Annotated in this window: 14 protein-coding genes and 1 pseudogene; 5 read left to right on the top strand and 10 right to left on the bottom strand. The window is 35.8% G+C overall.

All coding sequences use genetic code 11. The features are described from left to right. Positions 1 to 92 precede the first annotated feature (92 nt). The 9 genes and pseudogenes from hxlB to HHU08_RS23135 all read right to left on the bottom strand — a co-directional run bounded on the left by hxlB (position 93) and on the right by HHU08_RS23135 (position 8,601). The gene (gene hxlB, locus HHU08_RS23175) at positions 93 to 641 is read right to left on the bottom strand and encodes a 6-phospho-3-hexuloisomerase (RefSeq protein ID WP_016202624.1); all 549 of its coding nucleotides are present in this window, start codon (positions 639 to 641) and stop codon (positions 93 to 95) included. Next, positions 634 to 1,281, bottom strand: a complete 648-nt coding sequence (gene hxlA / locus HHU08_RS23170) for a 3-hexulose-6-phosphate synthase (protein ID WP_016202623.1) — start codon at positions 1,279 to 1,281, stop codon at positions 634 to 636. The genes hxlB and hxlA overlap by 8 nt, the downstream gene beginning before the upstream one ends. Before the next feature lie 128 nt (positions 1,282 to 1,409). Continuing rightward, positions 1,410 to 2,414, bottom strand: a complete 1,005-nt coding sequence (locus HHU08_RS23165) for a LacI family DNA-binding transcriptional regulator (RefSeq protein WP_016202622.1) — start codon at positions 2,412 to 2,414, stop codon at positions 1,410 to 1,412. Positions 2,415 to 2,504: 90 nt separating this feature from the next. Beyond that, complete coding sequence (locus tag HHU08_RS23160; protein ID WP_328823084.1) at positions 2,505 to 3,593, bottom strand: MFS transporter; 1,089 nt, start codon at positions 3,591 to 3,593, stop codon at positions 2,505 to 2,507. A 131-nt stretch (positions 3,594 to 3,724) separates the two neighbouring features. Further along, entirely contained in the window at positions 3,725 to 4,840 is a 1,116-nt protein-coding gene (locus HHU08_RS23155; RefSeq protein ID WP_169187985.1) for an IS4 family transposase, read from the bottom strand. A 140-nt stretch (positions 4,841 to 4,980) separates the two neighbouring features. Continuing rightward, positions 4,981 to 5,208, bottom strand: a pseudogene (locus HHU08_RS23150) (MFS transporter); the annotation flags it as partial. Continuing rightward, positions 5,205 to 6,170, bottom strand: a complete 966-nt coding sequence (locus tag HHU08_RS23145) for a sugar kinase (RefSeq protein ID WP_016202620.1) — start codon at positions 6,168 to 6,170, stop codon at positions 5,205 to 5,207. The pseudogene HHU08_RS23150 and the gene HHU08_RS23145, both read right to left, overlap by 4 nt. Continuing rightward, complete coding sequence (locus HHU08_RS23140) at positions 6,157 to 6,942, bottom strand: sugar phosphate isomerase/epimerase family protein (RefSeq protein WP_016202619.1); 786 nt, start codon at positions 6,940 to 6,942, stop codon at positions 6,157 to 6,159. The genes HHU08_RS23145 and HHU08_RS23140 overlap by 14 nt, the downstream gene beginning before the upstream one ends. Positions 6,943 to 7,236: 294 nt before the next feature. Next, entirely contained in the window at positions 7,237 to 8,601 is a 1,365-nt protein-coding gene (locus tag HHU08_RS23135) for an MATE family efflux transporter (RefSeq protein WP_169189430.1), read from the bottom strand. A gap of 372 nt (positions 8,602 to 8,973) precedes the next feature. Here HHU08_RS23135 and HHU08_RS23130 point away from each other — a divergent pair, with 372 nt between their 5' ends. Beyond that, entirely contained in the window at positions 8,974 to 10,179 is a 1,206-nt protein-coding gene (locus tag HHU08_RS23130; protein WP_101729939.1) for an MFS transporter, read from the top strand. A gap of 479 nt (positions 10,180 to 10,658) precedes the next feature. Continuing rightward, positions 10,659 to 11,678 (top strand): PTS transporter subunit IIC, encoded by a 1,020-nt coding sequence (locus HHU08_RS23125; protein WP_016202616.1) that lies wholly within the window; start codon positions 10,659 to 10,661, stop codon positions 11,676 to 11,678. A gap of 51 nt (positions 11,679 to 11,729) precedes the next feature. Here HHU08_RS23125 and HHU08_RS23120 read toward each other — a convergent pair whose 3' ends face one another. Continuing rightward, a complete protein-coding gene (locus tag HHU08_RS23120; protein WP_205835683.1) occupies positions 11,730 to 12,461 on the bottom strand; it encodes a hypothetical protein in 732 nt (243 codons plus the stop codon). A 251-nt stretch (positions 12,462 to 12,712) separates the two neighbouring features. Here HHU08_RS23120 and HHU08_RS23115 point away from each other — a divergent pair, with 251 nt between their 5' ends. The 3 genes from HHU08_RS23115 to HHU08_RS23105 all read left to right on the top strand — a co-directional run bounded on the left by HHU08_RS23115 (position 12,713) and on the right by HHU08_RS23105 (position 16,820). After that, positions 12,713 to 14,071: an FAD-dependent oxidoreductase gene (locus HHU08_RS23115; protein WP_169189428.1), complete on the top strand. Its 1,359-nt coding sequence runs from the start codon at positions 12,713 to 12,715 to the stop codon at positions 14,069 to 14,071. Between the two features lie 100 nt (positions 14,072 to 14,171). After that, on the top strand, positions 14,172 to 14,774 hold the full coding sequence (locus HHU08_RS23110) for a DNA-3-methyladenine glycosylase (RefSeq protein ID WP_328823083.1): 603 nt from the start codon (positions 14,172 to 14,174) through the stop codon (positions 14,772 to 14,774). Positions 14,775 to 14,915: 141 nt separating this feature from the next. Beyond that, positions 14,916 to 16,820, top strand: a complete 1,905-nt coding sequence (locus HHU08_RS23105) for a BglG family transcription antiterminator (protein ID WP_235679010.1) — start codon at positions 14,916 to 14,918, stop codon at positions 16,818 to 16,820. Positions 16,821 to 16,994: the final 174 nt, after the last annotated feature.

Below are 16,994 nucleotides of genomic sequence, written 5' to 3'. Positions count from 1 at the left end.
TGTAGTCTTTCTTATTTTCATCTATGGGGGATAAGGTATAAAGTTCTGCCTTTTCTATAAAAATGCCAATTACCAACGTGAAAAATAAGTTATCATTCCATATTGCTATGCCGCTTAAAGGCTTCCTCGAATCCAATCTCATTTAATTCTGCAAAGTTAAGACAAATGGTATCAAATACAAGATGAGCGCATTGATCAAATAAGGAGCCCAAGGGTTGTATAGATTTCATCTCAGTTGCCTTACGATATTTTGTGCTTGCGGGAATACAGATTGTATGAGTTGCTGCTTGCACAAGTGGAGAGTTAAGGTCGGTAGTTAGAGCTAAAACACTGCAACCTAGTTTATTGGCTGTTTCAGCTGTCCATATAACAGATTTTGTCTTACCAGAACCAGAGATAGCGACTAAGATATCCTCATGAGAAATGGAAGGTGTAATGGTCTCTCCAACTACATAAACAGTTGCTCCCAAATGCATCAATCTCATTGCAAAGGATTTGGCCATTAGGCCGGATCTTCCTTCTCCAACCACAAAAATTCTTTGTTTTTCTCTAATTAGTGCTGCTGTATCGACTAATAGGTGTTCATCAACCTGAGCTAACACAGCTTGGATTTCTCGTTGAATAGTAGTAAGCTTACTCATTGATAAAAGCGCCTCCTTTTGCTAGTTTTCTAAACTGTTTTGCTACATTCGATGGATTATCAGCTTTCGTGATGGCCGAGCCAATAATGGCTATATCGATCCCGCTAGCTAGAAGCTGTGGTAAAGAATCTAGTGTTATTCCTCCTGCTGCGGCAATTGTGTGCTTCGCTGTTAAATAGCCCGCTGCAGTTTGATTGTTTTTCCATGCCCTTTCTCCCATCAATTCTTGTTCATCCTTGCTTATATGCAGGCAAAAAATAGCCCCCTCTATCGCAAGAAGAGATTCCTGCTGCTCCCTAGAAGTGTTTAAGAAATCAATCATTACTCTTTTTTTATAACTTCTAGCCATTTCCATACAAGTTTCAATGGTTATTAATGGAGCCGTTCCCATGACGGTAATAATATCTGCACCAGCAGTGAAACTAATCTCTGCTTCATATTTCGCATTATCGGTTGTTTTCGTGTCAGCAAGGATTGTTTTATGAGGAAATGCATTTTTCATTTCTCGAACACTATCCATTCCAAACTCTTTGATGAGAGAGGTTCCAACTTCAATCCAATCAATATCAGACTCTACTAAACGTGTTAATCGTATTGCTTCAGGAATAGTTAATCGATCTAAAGCTAATTGAATGTTCATTTGTATTCACAGCCCTTTCTTTTATTACTAAACCGGTTTAGTAAAAATCAAAAAAACAATAAAGCGAGGATTGTCTAAGAAGCGTTGTTCTATTCTAGAAGGAACGCTTCACCAATTCCCGAAGATCTTTAAAGCTTCTTTATCGAGGATTGTCTAACAATCAATTCACATGGATAAATAATTTTTTCTGCTTCATAATGATCCTTATTAATTTGCTTTAAAAGTATCTCCGTAGCCTTTCTTCCCATTTCAAAAGCAGGCTGTGCAATCATAGTCATTGGGGGATTGGAAAGGTGAGCAAAAGGAAAATTATCAAAAACAATCAGAGAAACATCTTCAGGAACGCGAAGTTGATTTTCCTGTAAAAAGGCTAATGTCTCTAAAAACACTAAATCATTTCCTGCTAAAATAGCCGTCGGTGGATTCTCTTTCTGAAAAAGTTGGCTTAATTCTGTCTTCACATTTGCTATTTCAGAACTAATGATATAGTCATTACATATGTCTATCGAGAATGTTTGCAACGCTTTCTTATATCCTTCAATTCTTTCCTTTCTTGTTGAAATGGTTAATGGCTGTGTTAAAATAGCAATATTTGTGTGTCCATTTTCCAAAAACAATTTGACAGCTTGAAAGCTAGATTCGACATTCGTTGAAAGGATAAAAGGAGCGTCTATTTCAGGAATCTCTCTATCCATAAATACAACTGGATAGTCTTCCTCGATCATTTTTGCGTAAACATCAATGTTTTGCCCTGTTGGAAAAATAATAAGCCCATCTACCTGCTTCGCACGTAACGTTTCTATATATGTTTTTTCCTTCGTAGGATTATTATCAGCATTACAGATGATCGCTTGATAGTCATGCTCAAAGCAATAATCTTCAATGGAACGGCAAATTTCCGTAGAAAAACGGTGTACAATATCTGCAACAATAATTCCAATCATGGATGTTTTCTTTTGTTTAAGGCTGCGAGCAATATAATTTGGATGGTAGCCTAGTTCTTCTATTGCACCCTTAATTTTTTTCCTTGTGTCTTCACCCATGTACTCATATCGTTTATTGATATATTGGGAAACGGTGCTTTTGGAAACACCAGCATATTTTGCCACATCTGCCATGGTTACTTTCGCCATTTGTTTTCCTCTCTCACACTTTAATAGATTCTTTTCTAGTATAAAACAATCTATCCTTACATGGAAAGGGAAAGAGGAAAACGCTTAAAATTAGTCGTGTAGTGGTCGATGTGTTAATTTAGATTTATTTTTAATCATAGGCTTTTCATTTTTCGTCGCAATGATAGTTAAAATAGCCGACAATAATAAGGAGATTGCCATGAAATTATAGGAAGCTCCAAAACCATCTGTTAAATCATTTAAATAACCAACAATGTAAGCTCCGGCAAAAGAACCTAATGCTCCCATACTGTTTATCAATGCCATTGCACCACCAGAGACATTTCTAGGAAGTATTTCAGGAATAATAGCAAAGAACGGACCATATGGTGCATACATTGCTCCCCCTGCGATAGAAAGGAGAATAAAGGATAACCAGAAATTACTTGTTCCAATTAAATAAGAACCATAGAAGCAGATTGCTCCAATTAAAAGAAACGGATAGACGAATAGTTTACGATTTTGATATTTATCAGAGAAGTAAGAAACCGTTAACATAAGAATACAGGCTAATAGATAAGGAATAGATGCCAGCCAGCCAGTTGTTACAATGCTTGCATTTGGCGCTGAGTTAATAATCGTTGGCAGCCACATCACAAAGCCATAGACACCTATGCTCCAAAGGGCATATTGAAGACTAAGCAGGATAACAGTCTTAGATTTAAAAGCTTCTTTATAATCTTTAACAGGCTTAAGTTCCTTTTGTTCTTCTAATAATGCTTTGTTAAGTGCTGTTTTTTCCTCTTTGTTCAGCCATTTTGCATCTTTTGGATGATCATTCACTAGTTTCCACCATAAAAATGCCCAGATAACGGCAGGTAAACCTTCTAAAATAAACATCCATCTCCAACCGAGCGATTCCAAAATATAGCCTGAAACGATACTCATCCATAAAACCGTTGCTGGATTTCCGAGTATTAAGAATGTATTCGCGCGCGAACGTTCTGCTTTTGTGAACCAATGACTTAAAAATACTAGCATGGCCGGCATAACAGCGCTTTCTACTACACCGAGGCTAAAACGTATAACGAATAAAATTTTTACGTTTGAAATAAGTCCTGTTGCTGTTGCTAATAAGCCCCAAAGAATTAAGGACCAAAAAATTAATTTTTTAGCACTTTTCACTAGTGTTGCATAAATAGTGTCATAATTTTCAGTTTACTCACCTTCCCTGTTTAGAGGCAAAAAAGTAAATACCCAATCAAAGGTGGCCCCATCCATTTGGAAATTTATTTACAATTAGACTTTTGCAACGACGACAATTTGCATATTTAAGGGATGGCTTTTCCTTCAATCTTTCGAAGCCAAACATTCGCTGGTTTCCACAATGCAGCCCTTAGATAACGGCTAATCTGTAAGGTTTTTCGCTTGCTTCTGGTCTCGATTTGCACGAGAACATGTAGGCAAAAAACAATTAGTGCGATAAATACTTGATTTTGAATCGCCCATTCGCTTTGACCGTAGAACTTTTTGATGCTGAGATGTTGTTTGATCCATTTAAAAAACAGCTCAATTGCCCACCGTGATTTATACATTTCTGAAATTTCTTCGGCGCTTAAATCAAAACGATTTGTAATTAAATGAAGTTCATTTCCTTTTGAGTCCATCACTTTTAGAAGCCGAAAGTAATTTTCAGCACGGTTTTGAGTCGTACCTATCAACACCATTTGGTCTGATAAAACAGCTGTATCCTTGGGTAGCTTAAAATCGTAAACGTTCCGTATGACTGCATTTTTGCGTAGCCGTGAAAGAAAGAAGTAGCCATCATCAGTCATGCGATCAAAGCGCTCGTAGTCTAGATAACCACGGTCAAACACATACATGCATTCCTTGTCATCCACCATGATTTCAAGCTGACCACGGTCATGTTCTTTTGCCGTTGTCATAACGGCCTTTTCAGGATAGGATATACCCTTTTCCATAAACACAAGGCGCAAATGTAACTTTACACCTGCTTTTGTTTTGCGGAATTTAGCCCATTTATGATTGGTCAAATTAAGTGGCAATGTGCTTGAATCAATGATTTTTAACGGCATCACGAGTTTCGTGTAATGCGTTTTGGCATGAATTTGTGACACTAAATCAAGGAAAAGCCTTTGAAATAGATCAGGGTTTATGCCGTTTAACCGCCGTGACAACTGAGAAATACTAATAGAATCAAGGTCTATCCCTTTTTGAAGCTGGTCATCGAAAAGACAATCACCCAGCGCATGCAGACTTTCAATTTCTTGTAGCTGCGCAAAAAGTAGTAATTTTAGAAATGACTCTGTCGTTAATTTTTTCGTATAGTAATCTAATTTCATCGTTTTCACGTTTTCTTCAAATAATTGAAGATTTATAGGTGAAAACCATTGTCCAAATGAAGTTTTTCGTGTAATCTTGTCCATGTGATGGTCCTTTTTTAGTGGATTTGGACGGGTTACCACCTGACTAATCCATTATAAAGGACTTTTTCTTTGCGCAAAATAATAATATTGAACATTTTGAGTATTTTTAATAGTGAATTTAAATTAATGCAACACTAGTGAGCACTTTTATTTTCTGCATAATGGGCGCCTGGAATTTGAAAGAAGAAATATCCTAGGAAAAATAGCGCTCCTAGTAGAGAAGAGGTAGCGGCAGTAATATTTAGATCCTCAGCTAAGCCACCTGCAGCACCGAAGCTATAATTTGCTCTGTCTAAATAAGCTAAGCTATAGGTAATAAAAACAATCGGGATAAGGCGAATCCATCTTTTTTTAGAAAGGGTATTCATATGTTTACACTCCTTTGAGATTGATTGTTTATATAATGAAGCAGTTCATGCTTTTCTGGATATCCGGTATTGTCACCAAGAGATTGAACAGCTAACGCTCCAATAGCATTTCCTCGTTGTACAGACTTCTCGATAGAATGGCCTTCTAATAAACCACTAAGAACACCTACTGCAAATCCGTCACCTGCTCCAACTGTATCGATCACCTTTTCGACATGGTAGCCATTTATTGTTCCCTCTTCGTTAGGTGATTTAAAATAGGCACCTTGTTTGCCAAGTTTGATGATTACTAATTCCACACCAGCATCTAAATAGTAGGAGGCAATATCACTAGGTGTTTTATAACCGGTTAGTGTTATGCCTTCCTCTAATCCAGGTAAAACGTAGTTAGCTTGTTTAGCGAAGGAGTTAATAGTATCAACCATTGCCTTTTCTGAATTCCAGAGCTTCGGTCTTAGATTTGGGTCAAAAGAGACTTTTTTAGCATGGCGTCTAAAATAGGATAAAGCATGTTGTGCAAAATCTCTAGTGTCGGAGGATAGGGCTAATGGGATGCCTGTCATATGCAAATGCTTAGCTTTTTGAAAGTATTGCTCATCAAAATCTGCAATACTTAAATGACTAGCGGCAGAACCCTTTCGAAAATATTGAACTTCTGGGTCTCCTTGCGTTACACGAGATTTTAATTGAAATCCTGTTGGGAAATGGTTATCTGTTATGATCTGGTCGACATGAACATGATTTTTTTGAAGTCTTTCGATAATAAATTTCCCAAAGGCATCAGCACCTACCTTACTTACAAAGCTTGCATCGAACCCTAATTTAGCTAAACCAATTGCTACATTTGTTTCTGCCCCCGCCAATTCCATTGTAAAATGCTGTATCTCATGTAATGGACCACAAGAATCGGCTATAAACATGGCCATTGCCTCACCGAACGTAATAACATCAATTGATTGCATGCGAATTTTCCCTCCCTTGATTGGATTGAACAATATCTATATATTTATTAATTTCCTCCATCGATTTCTCGAGGGAAAACTCCAGTGCTCTTGGAATGGATGCTGAGATACCTTGATCTATCCTTCGCCAATCAGCAGTTTGTTCAGGTGGTAAGGGCACAGTAAAAAAAAGATTATCCTGCTTAACTACATGCTTTAAATGGAAATAGAAAATATAAGGATGGAAAATTTGAAAAGCTTCATAAGCATCTTCTTGTTGGAAAGCCCAATTACCAATATCAAACGTCATCCGTATTTTTAACCCTAGGATAGAAGCGTTTTCAAAAAAAGATGCTAGTGGCTGTATTTTTCCACCTTCCACTGTTTGGTCGTTTTCTACTAATAAAGAGACGTTAGGGTATTTCTTTAGAATTTTCCCTAATGCTTGTAGATCTGATTTCTTCTTATCATAATGCCCAAGTGGAAGCTTCACCCATTGGGCAGAGAGAAAGTTGCTTTCTTCCAAAACAGTATGAAGTGCCTGTTCGTTTACAGTGCCTAAGTTATTCCATACGGGAATGGGGGCGGAGTAAACGGTATATAAGTCAGCTTTGTGAAGAATAGGTTGGATATTTTGCAGGACAGGTAGCAAATCTTCTTCCTTTATTAATTCCCTTCTAATTTCTATTCCTGTTGCCTTTGATTTTCCAACGATCGAAATAGCTTGAAGCAAATCTTTCATGGATATTTTTTTATCAAAAAAGGAATTTAAAGGGATATATATAGCAGACATTTCACTATCACCTCTCATAAAACGATTTAGTAAACCGGTTTAGTTGTATTATAAGTTGTATGAAAGCGCTTTTCAATACTTAATTTAAATTTTTCAATAATTAGGAGAAAAGTTGGGGAAGGTTAATTTGCGAAAACTATTGGTTTATTCGCGAAAAGAGGAAAGATATTCGCGAAAACATTTAAGAAATTCGCGAAAAAGAAGAAAATATTCGCGAAAAGCACAATTTATCAGCCAAACCAAAAAAGGTCTATGTAAAAGACTCTTTTTACATAGACCTTATAAAAAATTTCTTTATGCATGACTCTTCATGGAACGATTAACTTTCACTCGCTCCCAAGGCTTTGATTTCCAACGTCTAAAGGCAAATATGCCTCTAAACCATTCGTCTAGTCCTTGAGCAAGCCAAATACCGAGTAGACCTAATCCTAATGTAATCCCTAGTGCATAGCTCAATGTAACTGCGATTCCCCACATAGAAATAATACCGATTATTACAGGGAAACGGACATCTCCAGAAGACTTTAAGGAACTCATTAAGACAATGTTCATTGCTCTTCCTGGTTCTGTAAAGACAACTGCCCACAAAATAGGTAATCCAATAGCGATAATTTCGTAGTTGTTCGTGAATAGCTCTAAAATTGGCTGACCGATAAATGCCATCACCAGTGCGGCAATTAAGGAGACTATCATGGCAAGTCTAAGTGTTTTAATGCCACGTTTTAGCGCACGATCAAACTGCTTTCCACCAATATAGCGGGCAACAAGGAGTTGGGTCCCTTCAGCAATTGCTAAAGTAAATAAGTAACAGATCATCGAAATATTACTAATATAAACCCTTGCTGCTAAGGAAGCATCTCCAAGAGAAGCAACGATGGCAGTAATCATCAATTGAGAAAATTGATACGACAAATTCTCCCCAGCAGAAGGAATACCGATATATAACATATCCCGTATATCCTGTTTATTCACTTTGATAAAATCTTTTACTTTAAAAGTTAAAGCGATTCGCTTGTAAACTAGATAAAGCAAAACGAGCACGGCAAATGATCTGGCAATAACAATCGTCCAAGAAACGCCGACAACACCTGTAATAGGTAAGCCAAAAATTCCGAGAATACTAATGGCATAACCCAATACGCTGATTACATTCATCAAAACACTAACAATCATGGATTCTTTTGTAAAACCGTGGCTTCTTAATACAGCGCTAAGTGCAAGTGAGAGAGATTCTAAGAAGAGGGACGCACCACATATACGAACAAATATTAATCCGTATTCTAATACTTCACCGCGGATATCAAATAGTTGTAATAAATGTTCACCGAAGACAACAACGAGGGCTGCTATTATCATTCCAAACCAGAAGTTTAGACCAACTGCCGAACGGGCAAACCTTCTAGCTTTATGAAGCTCATTAGCTCCTAGTTTTTGTCCAATCAATATCATAGCAGCGATAGAGGTAACATTAAAGACAAGGATAAAAATTCCAAGAAGCTGATTGGCAACCCCGACCCCTGCAGCAGCGCCATCTGAATAATGGCTAAGCATTAAAGTAGCTGTTACTCCCATTCCCATGTGTAAAGCAAGTTCAATAAACAATGGCCAAGATATATTAAAAAGAGACTGATTTTGTATTTTAGTTGATGAAACGCTCAACAGTTAAGCTCCCCTTTACATTTTAAAAATAACAAACATAAGAACCATTTTATGCTTATTTAAAAGAAAGTAAAGAGAAAAACAATATATTTTTTAGGAAACTTTTCAAAAATCTTGAATATAGTAATAGTTGCGCTTTTTTCGTTATTTTTCTTGGGATTTTTTATAGGTAATGTTCATAACTTACCATAATTAGACTTCGAAATATCGATGTATCCATTGATTGTTCATTTTATTAATGTTTTTCTCGATAATAAAAAATATTTAAAAAAACAGTTGAAATGTAATGATTAGTGTCATGACAAGTGTTATTATAGTAGATAGTTTTCATAAATATATGAGCAGTGGGAAACATAAGGAAAAAATGGGAGGATAGCAATGAAAAAAGAAATATCACAAAGAAAGATTCTTGGCATCGCAGGACTAGGATGGATGTTCGATGCGATGGATGTTGGAATGCTTTCATTTATTATTACTGCTCTCCAAGTTGATTGGGGATTAACTGGAAAAGAAATGGGCTGGATTGGCAGCATGAATTCGATAGGAATGGCTGTTGGAGCGCTTGTCTTTGGAGTAATGGCAGATAGAATCGGAAGAAAACATGTGTTTATGATTACGTTATTATTATTTTCTATTGGTAGTGGTCTGTCTGCTTTTACCACTTCGTTAACTATCTTTTTAATCCTGCGTTTCTTTATTGGAATGGGACTTGGTGGAGAATTGCCAGTAGCATCCACACTTGTTTCTGAAAGTGTGCCAAAGGAAAAACGTGGGAGAGTAGTTGTATTACTTGAAAGTTTTTGGGCTTTTGGGTGGTTATTAGCAGCTGTTATTTCCTATTTTGTGATTCCAAAGTATGGCTGGCAAGCAGCGCTTTTAATAAGTGTACTCCCAGCTTTTTATGCGATTTATTTGCGGTTGCATTTACCTGATTCGCCGAAATTTTTAAAAGTGGAAAAAGAGAAGAAGTTAACAATAAAGGAAAGTATGCAAGCGGTATGGTCAAAAGAAAACCGGAAGCAAACAGCGACATTGTGGATTCTATGGTTCTGTGTCGTATTTTCCTACTATGGAATGTTTTTATGGCTTCCAAGTGTAATGGTTTCGCAAGGTTTTAGTATGATTAAGAGCTTTGAATATGTATTAATCATGACATTAGCACAATTACCAGGTTATGCAGTGGCAGCCTATCTAATTGAAAAAGCCGGAAGAAAGTTTGTACTCGTTTTATTTTTAGCTGGGACAGCCGGAAGTGCATTTATGTTTGGGGTAGCGGATAGTACAGCAATGTTGCTTACAGCAGGAATCCTTTTATCCTTCTTTAATTTAGGCGCATGGGGTGCTCTTTATGCTTATACACCAGAACAGTATTCTACAAAGGTTCGTGGAACAGGTGCTGGGATGGCAGCAGCAGTTGGAAGAGTTGGAGGAATCTTAGGACCGTTATTAGTTCCATACTTAACAGCTCAAAATGTATCAATACCTACTATCTTCACTATTTTTTGTATTGCTGTATTAATTGGTGCTGCAGTAGTTCTCTTTTTTGGAAAAGAAACGAAGAATATAGAAATCATATAAGAGTGGTTCGCCACTCTTTTTGTTAAATATTCTGACAAAACTTCAATTATTAAAAAAATAGCTATTCTTACCTTCAAATCGATTTTATTTCTCCTTAATAATAGTCATTTTCTTCAAAAAAAGAAAAATAATCTTTCATTCTGCTATTTGTGATAGCGTTTTATTATATTCGGAAATAAAATAATTATTTACATTTTCAGAATATTGGTGATATTATAACTAAACAATAATTAACCGTTTAGGAGGAGCATATCATGAAAATCAAAGCAAATACATTACTAATTATTATACTCATATTATGCTCTTAGGATTAAATAATCCCTTTTTATGATAACGGGAATTGTTTAGTCCAGTTTTTGTTTATTAAAACAAGGCACTAAACAGTTTGTAAGGTTTGACGGTGCCTATCCAAATATTGGACAGGTTTTTTTGTTTTTATTGATAGGATGATTATTTTTTAAATAGAGGAGAAGACAACGATGAAGAATAAAGAATATTTCATGGAACAAATGTATAAAGCTTCAGCAGGAATGTCTAATGCCGTACTTGTAACATTGGGAATGGGATTGCTATTAGAATCGATCGGAAAAGCATTTGGCTGGGATGTATTAATCCAGATTGGTGGAGTAGCAAAGGTGTTGCTTGCACCTGCATTTGGAGCAGGGATTGCCTACCAGTTAGGTGGGAACACATTAGTGATTTTTAGTGCAATGGTCTGTAGTACGATTGGGGGAAATGCTTTACATGCAACAGATGCAGGGATGGTATTAGTTTCTGGACAGCCAATTAGTGCTGTGCTAGCTGCAATCGTCGCAACATATGTTGGTAAATGGGTTAATGGAAAAACTATTTTAGACATGGTAGCAATTCCAGCGGCAGCCATTTTTGTTGGAGGAATCGCAGGAGTAGGATTAGCAGCAGTAACAACGCCAATGCTGGAATGGATTAGCGCACAAATTACATCTTCTGTTCAAGGCTATCCACTAGTGGCACCAATGGTTATTTCACTAGTATGGAGCATTCTTTTAATGACTCCGGCATCATCAGCTGCTTTAGCAATTGCATTACAAATGGATCCTGTTTCAAGTGCAGCGGCGTTAATCGGTTGTACCGTACAATTTGTCGGATTTACAGCAATGTCTCTTCGTCAAAATGATCTAGGAGGATTTCTTGCACAATCAATTATTACACCAAAAGTGCAGTTCCCGAATTTAGTGAAAAATCCATTATTAATCATTCCGCCTTTTGTGGCAGCAATCATTTGTGCACCAATTGCTACACTAGGATTTGGATTTACTGCAACTTACGAATTAGCGGGATTAGGATTAAATTCCTTAATTGCACCGATTAGCGTTCTAGCAACACAAGGACTGCACGGATTTTTAATCTATGTTGCTGTAGGCATGGTACTTCCAATTGTGATTACGTTACCTCTTTATTATGTTATTCTTCGTGTAGGTTGGGCTAAAACGGGAGATTTGGCTATGAGGGTACAATAAAGTTAGTTATAAATCGAGTAGGGAAGGCTAGGTGCCTTCCCCCTGCTCGATTTATTTATTAGGGATGAATTTAATCTTTTCTAATTGGTACATCTTATCCTTAAAAGTATATGTAATATGAAAATCACCTACGTATCCACCTGCTGGCGAAATAGTCGCTCCTATAATAGCAGTCAATTTATTATCCAAAATTTCGATTTTACTTATATTACTAATTGATATATCTGGAAATAAGTCTTTCGAATTAATCCCTATTTTATCTATTTTTAAAACAGTTTTTTTAGTTCCTATATTAATAATTGCTTCTGTTTTTGTTAATTTTGTTTTGACATTTTTTAAAATAATCGCCATTGGATTATCCACAAGTATTTCTTTATAAGAGTTACCAAGATTGGTTTTAATTTGATGAAATACATGAACATTTTGTTTTACAATATCATTTCCATACCCTGTTGTTAAAACAAAAATTAGTTCCTTTTTTCCATCTTGATTAATGTCTTTATAGAAAGTATTTGGCCAATAAGTCTGATTTGATACATTAAACCAAAACGGGAGATACTTGTCACCACTTAATAAGTGTAACCTAAAATTTTCTAACATCCCTTCTCTTTCAGTAGCATACAAATTAATTCCTGCTTCAGGTAGACTCTCGACAAGTATTTCTTCTGTTTTATGTTGATTTGTAACAATTTTAGAAATTCTCTTTTCAACTGCATAAGTTTCTAATGGAATTAACATAAATAATATTACAAAAAGCACCGTGAATTTTGTTAGTAACCTCATATTTATTTCTCGCTTATTTTTTATAATATTATTCCAAACAATTTATCCTTTATCCATTAAGGGCTTTGATTTTGGAATAAATTCCCTCGTTTTTTCTTGTGAATTTGATCACAAAATAGTTGCATTAAGAAATATTCGATGTATAATAAAGGTGTGAACGAAATGTGAATTGCGTCACAATATATGTGATTTTTTTCACTAATTAAGTGAAGTGTTTCACATTCAATCTATTACAAAGGAGTTTTTAAACGATGAAAGTAGTTGTAATTGGATGTACACATGCTGGAACAGCAGCAGTAAAGACGTTAGCAAATTTAAATAAAAATATAGATATAACAGTTTATGAAAAAAATAATAATGTTTCCTTTTTATCTTGTGGTATTGCTTTATATGTTGGTGGCGTGGCGAAAGATGCGAGTCAATTATTCTATTCTTCACCAGAAGAGCTAAAATCCCTTGGTGCAACTATGCATATGGAGCATGAAGTATTGGATATTGATACAGTAAACAAACAAGTACGTGTGAAAGACTTAAATACAGGAGAAGAAAAGATTGATCAATATGATAAATTGGTGATGACAACAGGATCTTGGCCAATTATTCCACCAATTGATGGCATTAATTTAGATAATATTTTGCTTTCTAAAAACTATAACCAAGCAAATGAAATTATTGAGCGATCCAAAAATGTAAAGAATGTCACTGTAATTGGTGCTGGATATATTGGTGTCGAGTTAGTGGAAGCATTTGCGTTAAATGGAAAAAACGTGACGTTAATTGATAGTGAAGATCGAATCTTAAATAAGTATTTAGATAAAGAATTTACTGATGTCGTAGAGGCTGAATTTGCAGAGCGTAATATTCATTTAGCTTTACAACAGACGGTAACAAAATTTGAAGGAAATGAACAAGGAAAAGTAACGAAGGTTTATACAACGAAAGGCGAATATGAAACGGATTTAGTTATCTTATGTGTGGGATTCAGACCGAATACCCATCTGTTAAAAGGAAAAGTAGATTTACTGCCAAATGGTGCGATAAAAATTAATGAATATATGCAATCAAGCAATTCTGATATTTATGCGGCAGGTGATAGCTGTGCAGTTAATTACAACCCTACAGGAGAAAAGGTATATATTCCCCTTGCAACAAATGCTGTTCGAATGGGTACATTGGTAGGACATAACATAGCTGGGCAGCCATTAAAGTATATGGGAACACAAGGAACTTCTGGATTGCATATTTTTGGATTAAATATGGCATCTACTGGCTTAACAGAATTGACTGCTAAGTTTAATGATATTCCTTATGAAGTAGTAGAAGTAATTGATAATGATCGTCCAGAATTTATGCCGACATTCCATGAAATTCGCTTAAAAGTACTTTTCCATAAAGAGACAAGACAAATTTTAGGAGCACAATTAATTTCAAAAGCGGATGTTACGCAAATGATGAATACTTTATCTGTATGTATTCAAACAAAAATGACCATTGACGAATTAGGCTTTATCGATTTCTTCTTCCAACCACATTTTAATAAACCGTGGAATACGTTGAATCAGGCAGGATTAGCCGCTTTAGCTAAGCCGAAGGGACTTGTTGAGCAATAGAAGTTAGGTATAAGAATCATCTCTTCATAAAGGGATGATTCTTTCTTTTTTGGGGGAAAGAAACGTATACTAAAAGAAATATATGAGGAGAGAGACTATGATCGATTATATAAATACATCAACAGAGGAAATAGCAAGACAACTTTTAGGGAAATTACTTATTCACCAAACACCAACACATACATATAGTGGCTATATTGTTGAGACAGAGGCTTATCTTGGTGTGGAAGATATGGCTTGTCATAGCTATGCTGGAAGACGAACACCTAGATTAGAATCGATGTATAACATAGGTGGGACAGTCTATGTCTACACCATGCATACGCACCATATGTTGAATATTGTAACAAAGGAAGCAGGGAATCCACAGGCTGTGCTTATTCGAGCAGTTGAACCCCTTCAAGGAACAGTTCAGATGGGAAAAAATCGAAAGGCAACAGGCATAACAGTCTGTAATGGTCCAGGTAAATTAACGAAAGCAATGGAAATTACAAAGGCTTTAGATGGCGTATTAATAAATGAAGGGTCCTTATGTATTACAGAGGGAAAGGTGCCATCGATAATTGCCATATCTCCGAGAGTGGGAATTCCAAATAAGGAGGATTGGACAGCTAAGCCCCTTCGATATTATGTAAAAGGACATCCTTTTGTTTCTGGAATGAAAAAAAGAGAGATCCTGCACGAGAAGGAATATTGGCTTTAAGAATCAGTAGCAACCTTTAATGTAGAAACCGCTTTCTAATAATAGACTGATAAGATATGATGGAAATATCATTAAAGTGGGATTAAAAGAAAAGGGATCGAAAGGAAATGGTTAAAAAAGGAGTGAGTTTAATTGTTACCTATGAGACAACAAAAGATATTACATCAGCTTATGCAGTCAAAAGCACCTTTATCCAGTGATTACTTAGCAAATAGCCTGAATGTAACGACTAGAACAATAAGAAGTGACACAAAAGCATTAACCAATGTATTAAAAAATAATGGAGCGGAAGTTGTGCTAGTAAGAAAGAAGGGCTATGAACTAGTTATTGAAAATTATCATTATTTTAAACCGTTTTTAACGAAAATAATGAACGAAAATCAATTAAGTACTTCCATTCCTATAGAACCAGAGGAAAGAGTGGACTATGTTCTCAAACGCCTTTTATTAGCAGAGGGATACCTGAAAGTTGAACAATTTGTAGAGGAGCTGTTTGTGAGTGAATCCTCTATTAAAAATGATTTGAAGGAAGTAAGAAGATTATTGCAGGCATTTAACTTAGATTTGGACAAGAAGCCAAACTATGGCTTGAAAATAAAAGGAGAAGAGGCTAAGCTTCGATATTGTCTTGCCGCATATGTATTTGATCAAGAAGAAACAAAGTCTATTCTTCCTAATAAAAACATAGAAGAAATCCAAAAGATTATTGTGGAGCAAGCAAAGCGATCTGGTATTTTTCTTTCAGATATTGGAGTGAATAATTTAGCGACACATATTGCGATTGCTTGTATTCGAATTCAACATAACAATTATGTTTCTATGCCTTTAAAAGAAATGCAACCTCTAAAAGAAAAGAAAGAATTTCAAGTGGCGACACAGATTGTTCAGTTTTTAGAAAACGAGTTGCAAGTTGCTTTTCCTGAGTCAGAGATTGCCTATATAACGATTCATCTATTAGGTGCGAAAATGGTAGTTTACCAATCTGATAGCAGGGAGAATATACTCGATATGATAGAGGAGGATATTTTAGCTTTAACGAAAGCGGTGCTGCTGGAAGTGGAGCAACAATTAGAATTAGATATTTCTTATGATGAAGAATTGATTTATGGTTTATGTTTGCATTTAAGGCCAGCGATTAATAGATATAAATACGATTTAACAATAAAAAATCCATTGCTTGCAGAAATAAAGAAAAATTACCAAATGTCCTTCGATGCAGCGGTTATTATGGGGGATTTCTTAAGTAGATATCGGAACATGAACATTAATGAGGATGAAATAGGTTATTTGGCCTTGCATATTGGAGCAGCGCTAGAGAGGAAGAAGGCAAAGGGAAGTGTTAAAAGATGCCTAATTGTATGCGCTACCGGTGTGGCAAGCGCTCAATTACTGTATCATAAACTTCAATCTACCTTTGGGAATAGACTGGATATTGTAGGAACAGCTAATATGTTTTCCATCGATAACTATGATCTTAGCACAATAGATTTTATTGTCAGCACCATTCCTATTAAAAGGGAATTAACTATACCAGTTATTGATGTACATACGATTTTAAGAGAAGAAGACATTAGCAAATTAGAACATATTGTTGTTGATAGAGTCGAAAATACATTGCAATATTTTCATCCAAGTCTCAGTTTTTTTCAACAAGATTTTCAAACGAAAGAAGACGTACTAGCATTTTTAGCAAGTGAGATTATTCAGGCCGGAATGGCTCCGGACCATTTCTTTGAGTTAATCATGGAAAGAGAAGAGATTGCTCCAACCAGCTATGGAAATTTAGTTGCTATTCCTCATCCAATAAAACCAATCACCGAAAGCACTTTTCTATCCATTTGCACACTGGAAAAGCCAATTCAATGGGGAGATAATAAGGTGCAATTTATTTTCTTATTAAGTGTACAAAAGAAATATAAAAAAGATATTCAAAAATTATATCAGTTATTAGTTAAAATATCAGGAAATGCCTATTTAGTGAATCAACTATTAAAAGTAAAGTCATTTGCTGAATTTAAAGCATGTATCGTCAATATGGTTCAATAGTAACCTAATATAATTTGAATTTTTAGTAAAGGAATTTTTGAAAAGTTTAAAGGAATTTTTATACGTTGCTTGGAGTGGAAGGGGTGAGACTCCTGTGGGATTAGCGAGACAGCTTAGACCCTGCTGGCCAAAGGCCGAAGCTGCTCAGCGCGAGCCCCACGGAAAGCGAACCCC

This window comes from Niallia alba (assembly GCF_012933555.1).
GTDB lineage: Bacteria > Bacillota > Bacilli > Bacillales > Cytobacillaceae > Niallia > Niallia alba.
This window is presented reverse-complemented; position numbering and strand designations above follow the sequence as displayed.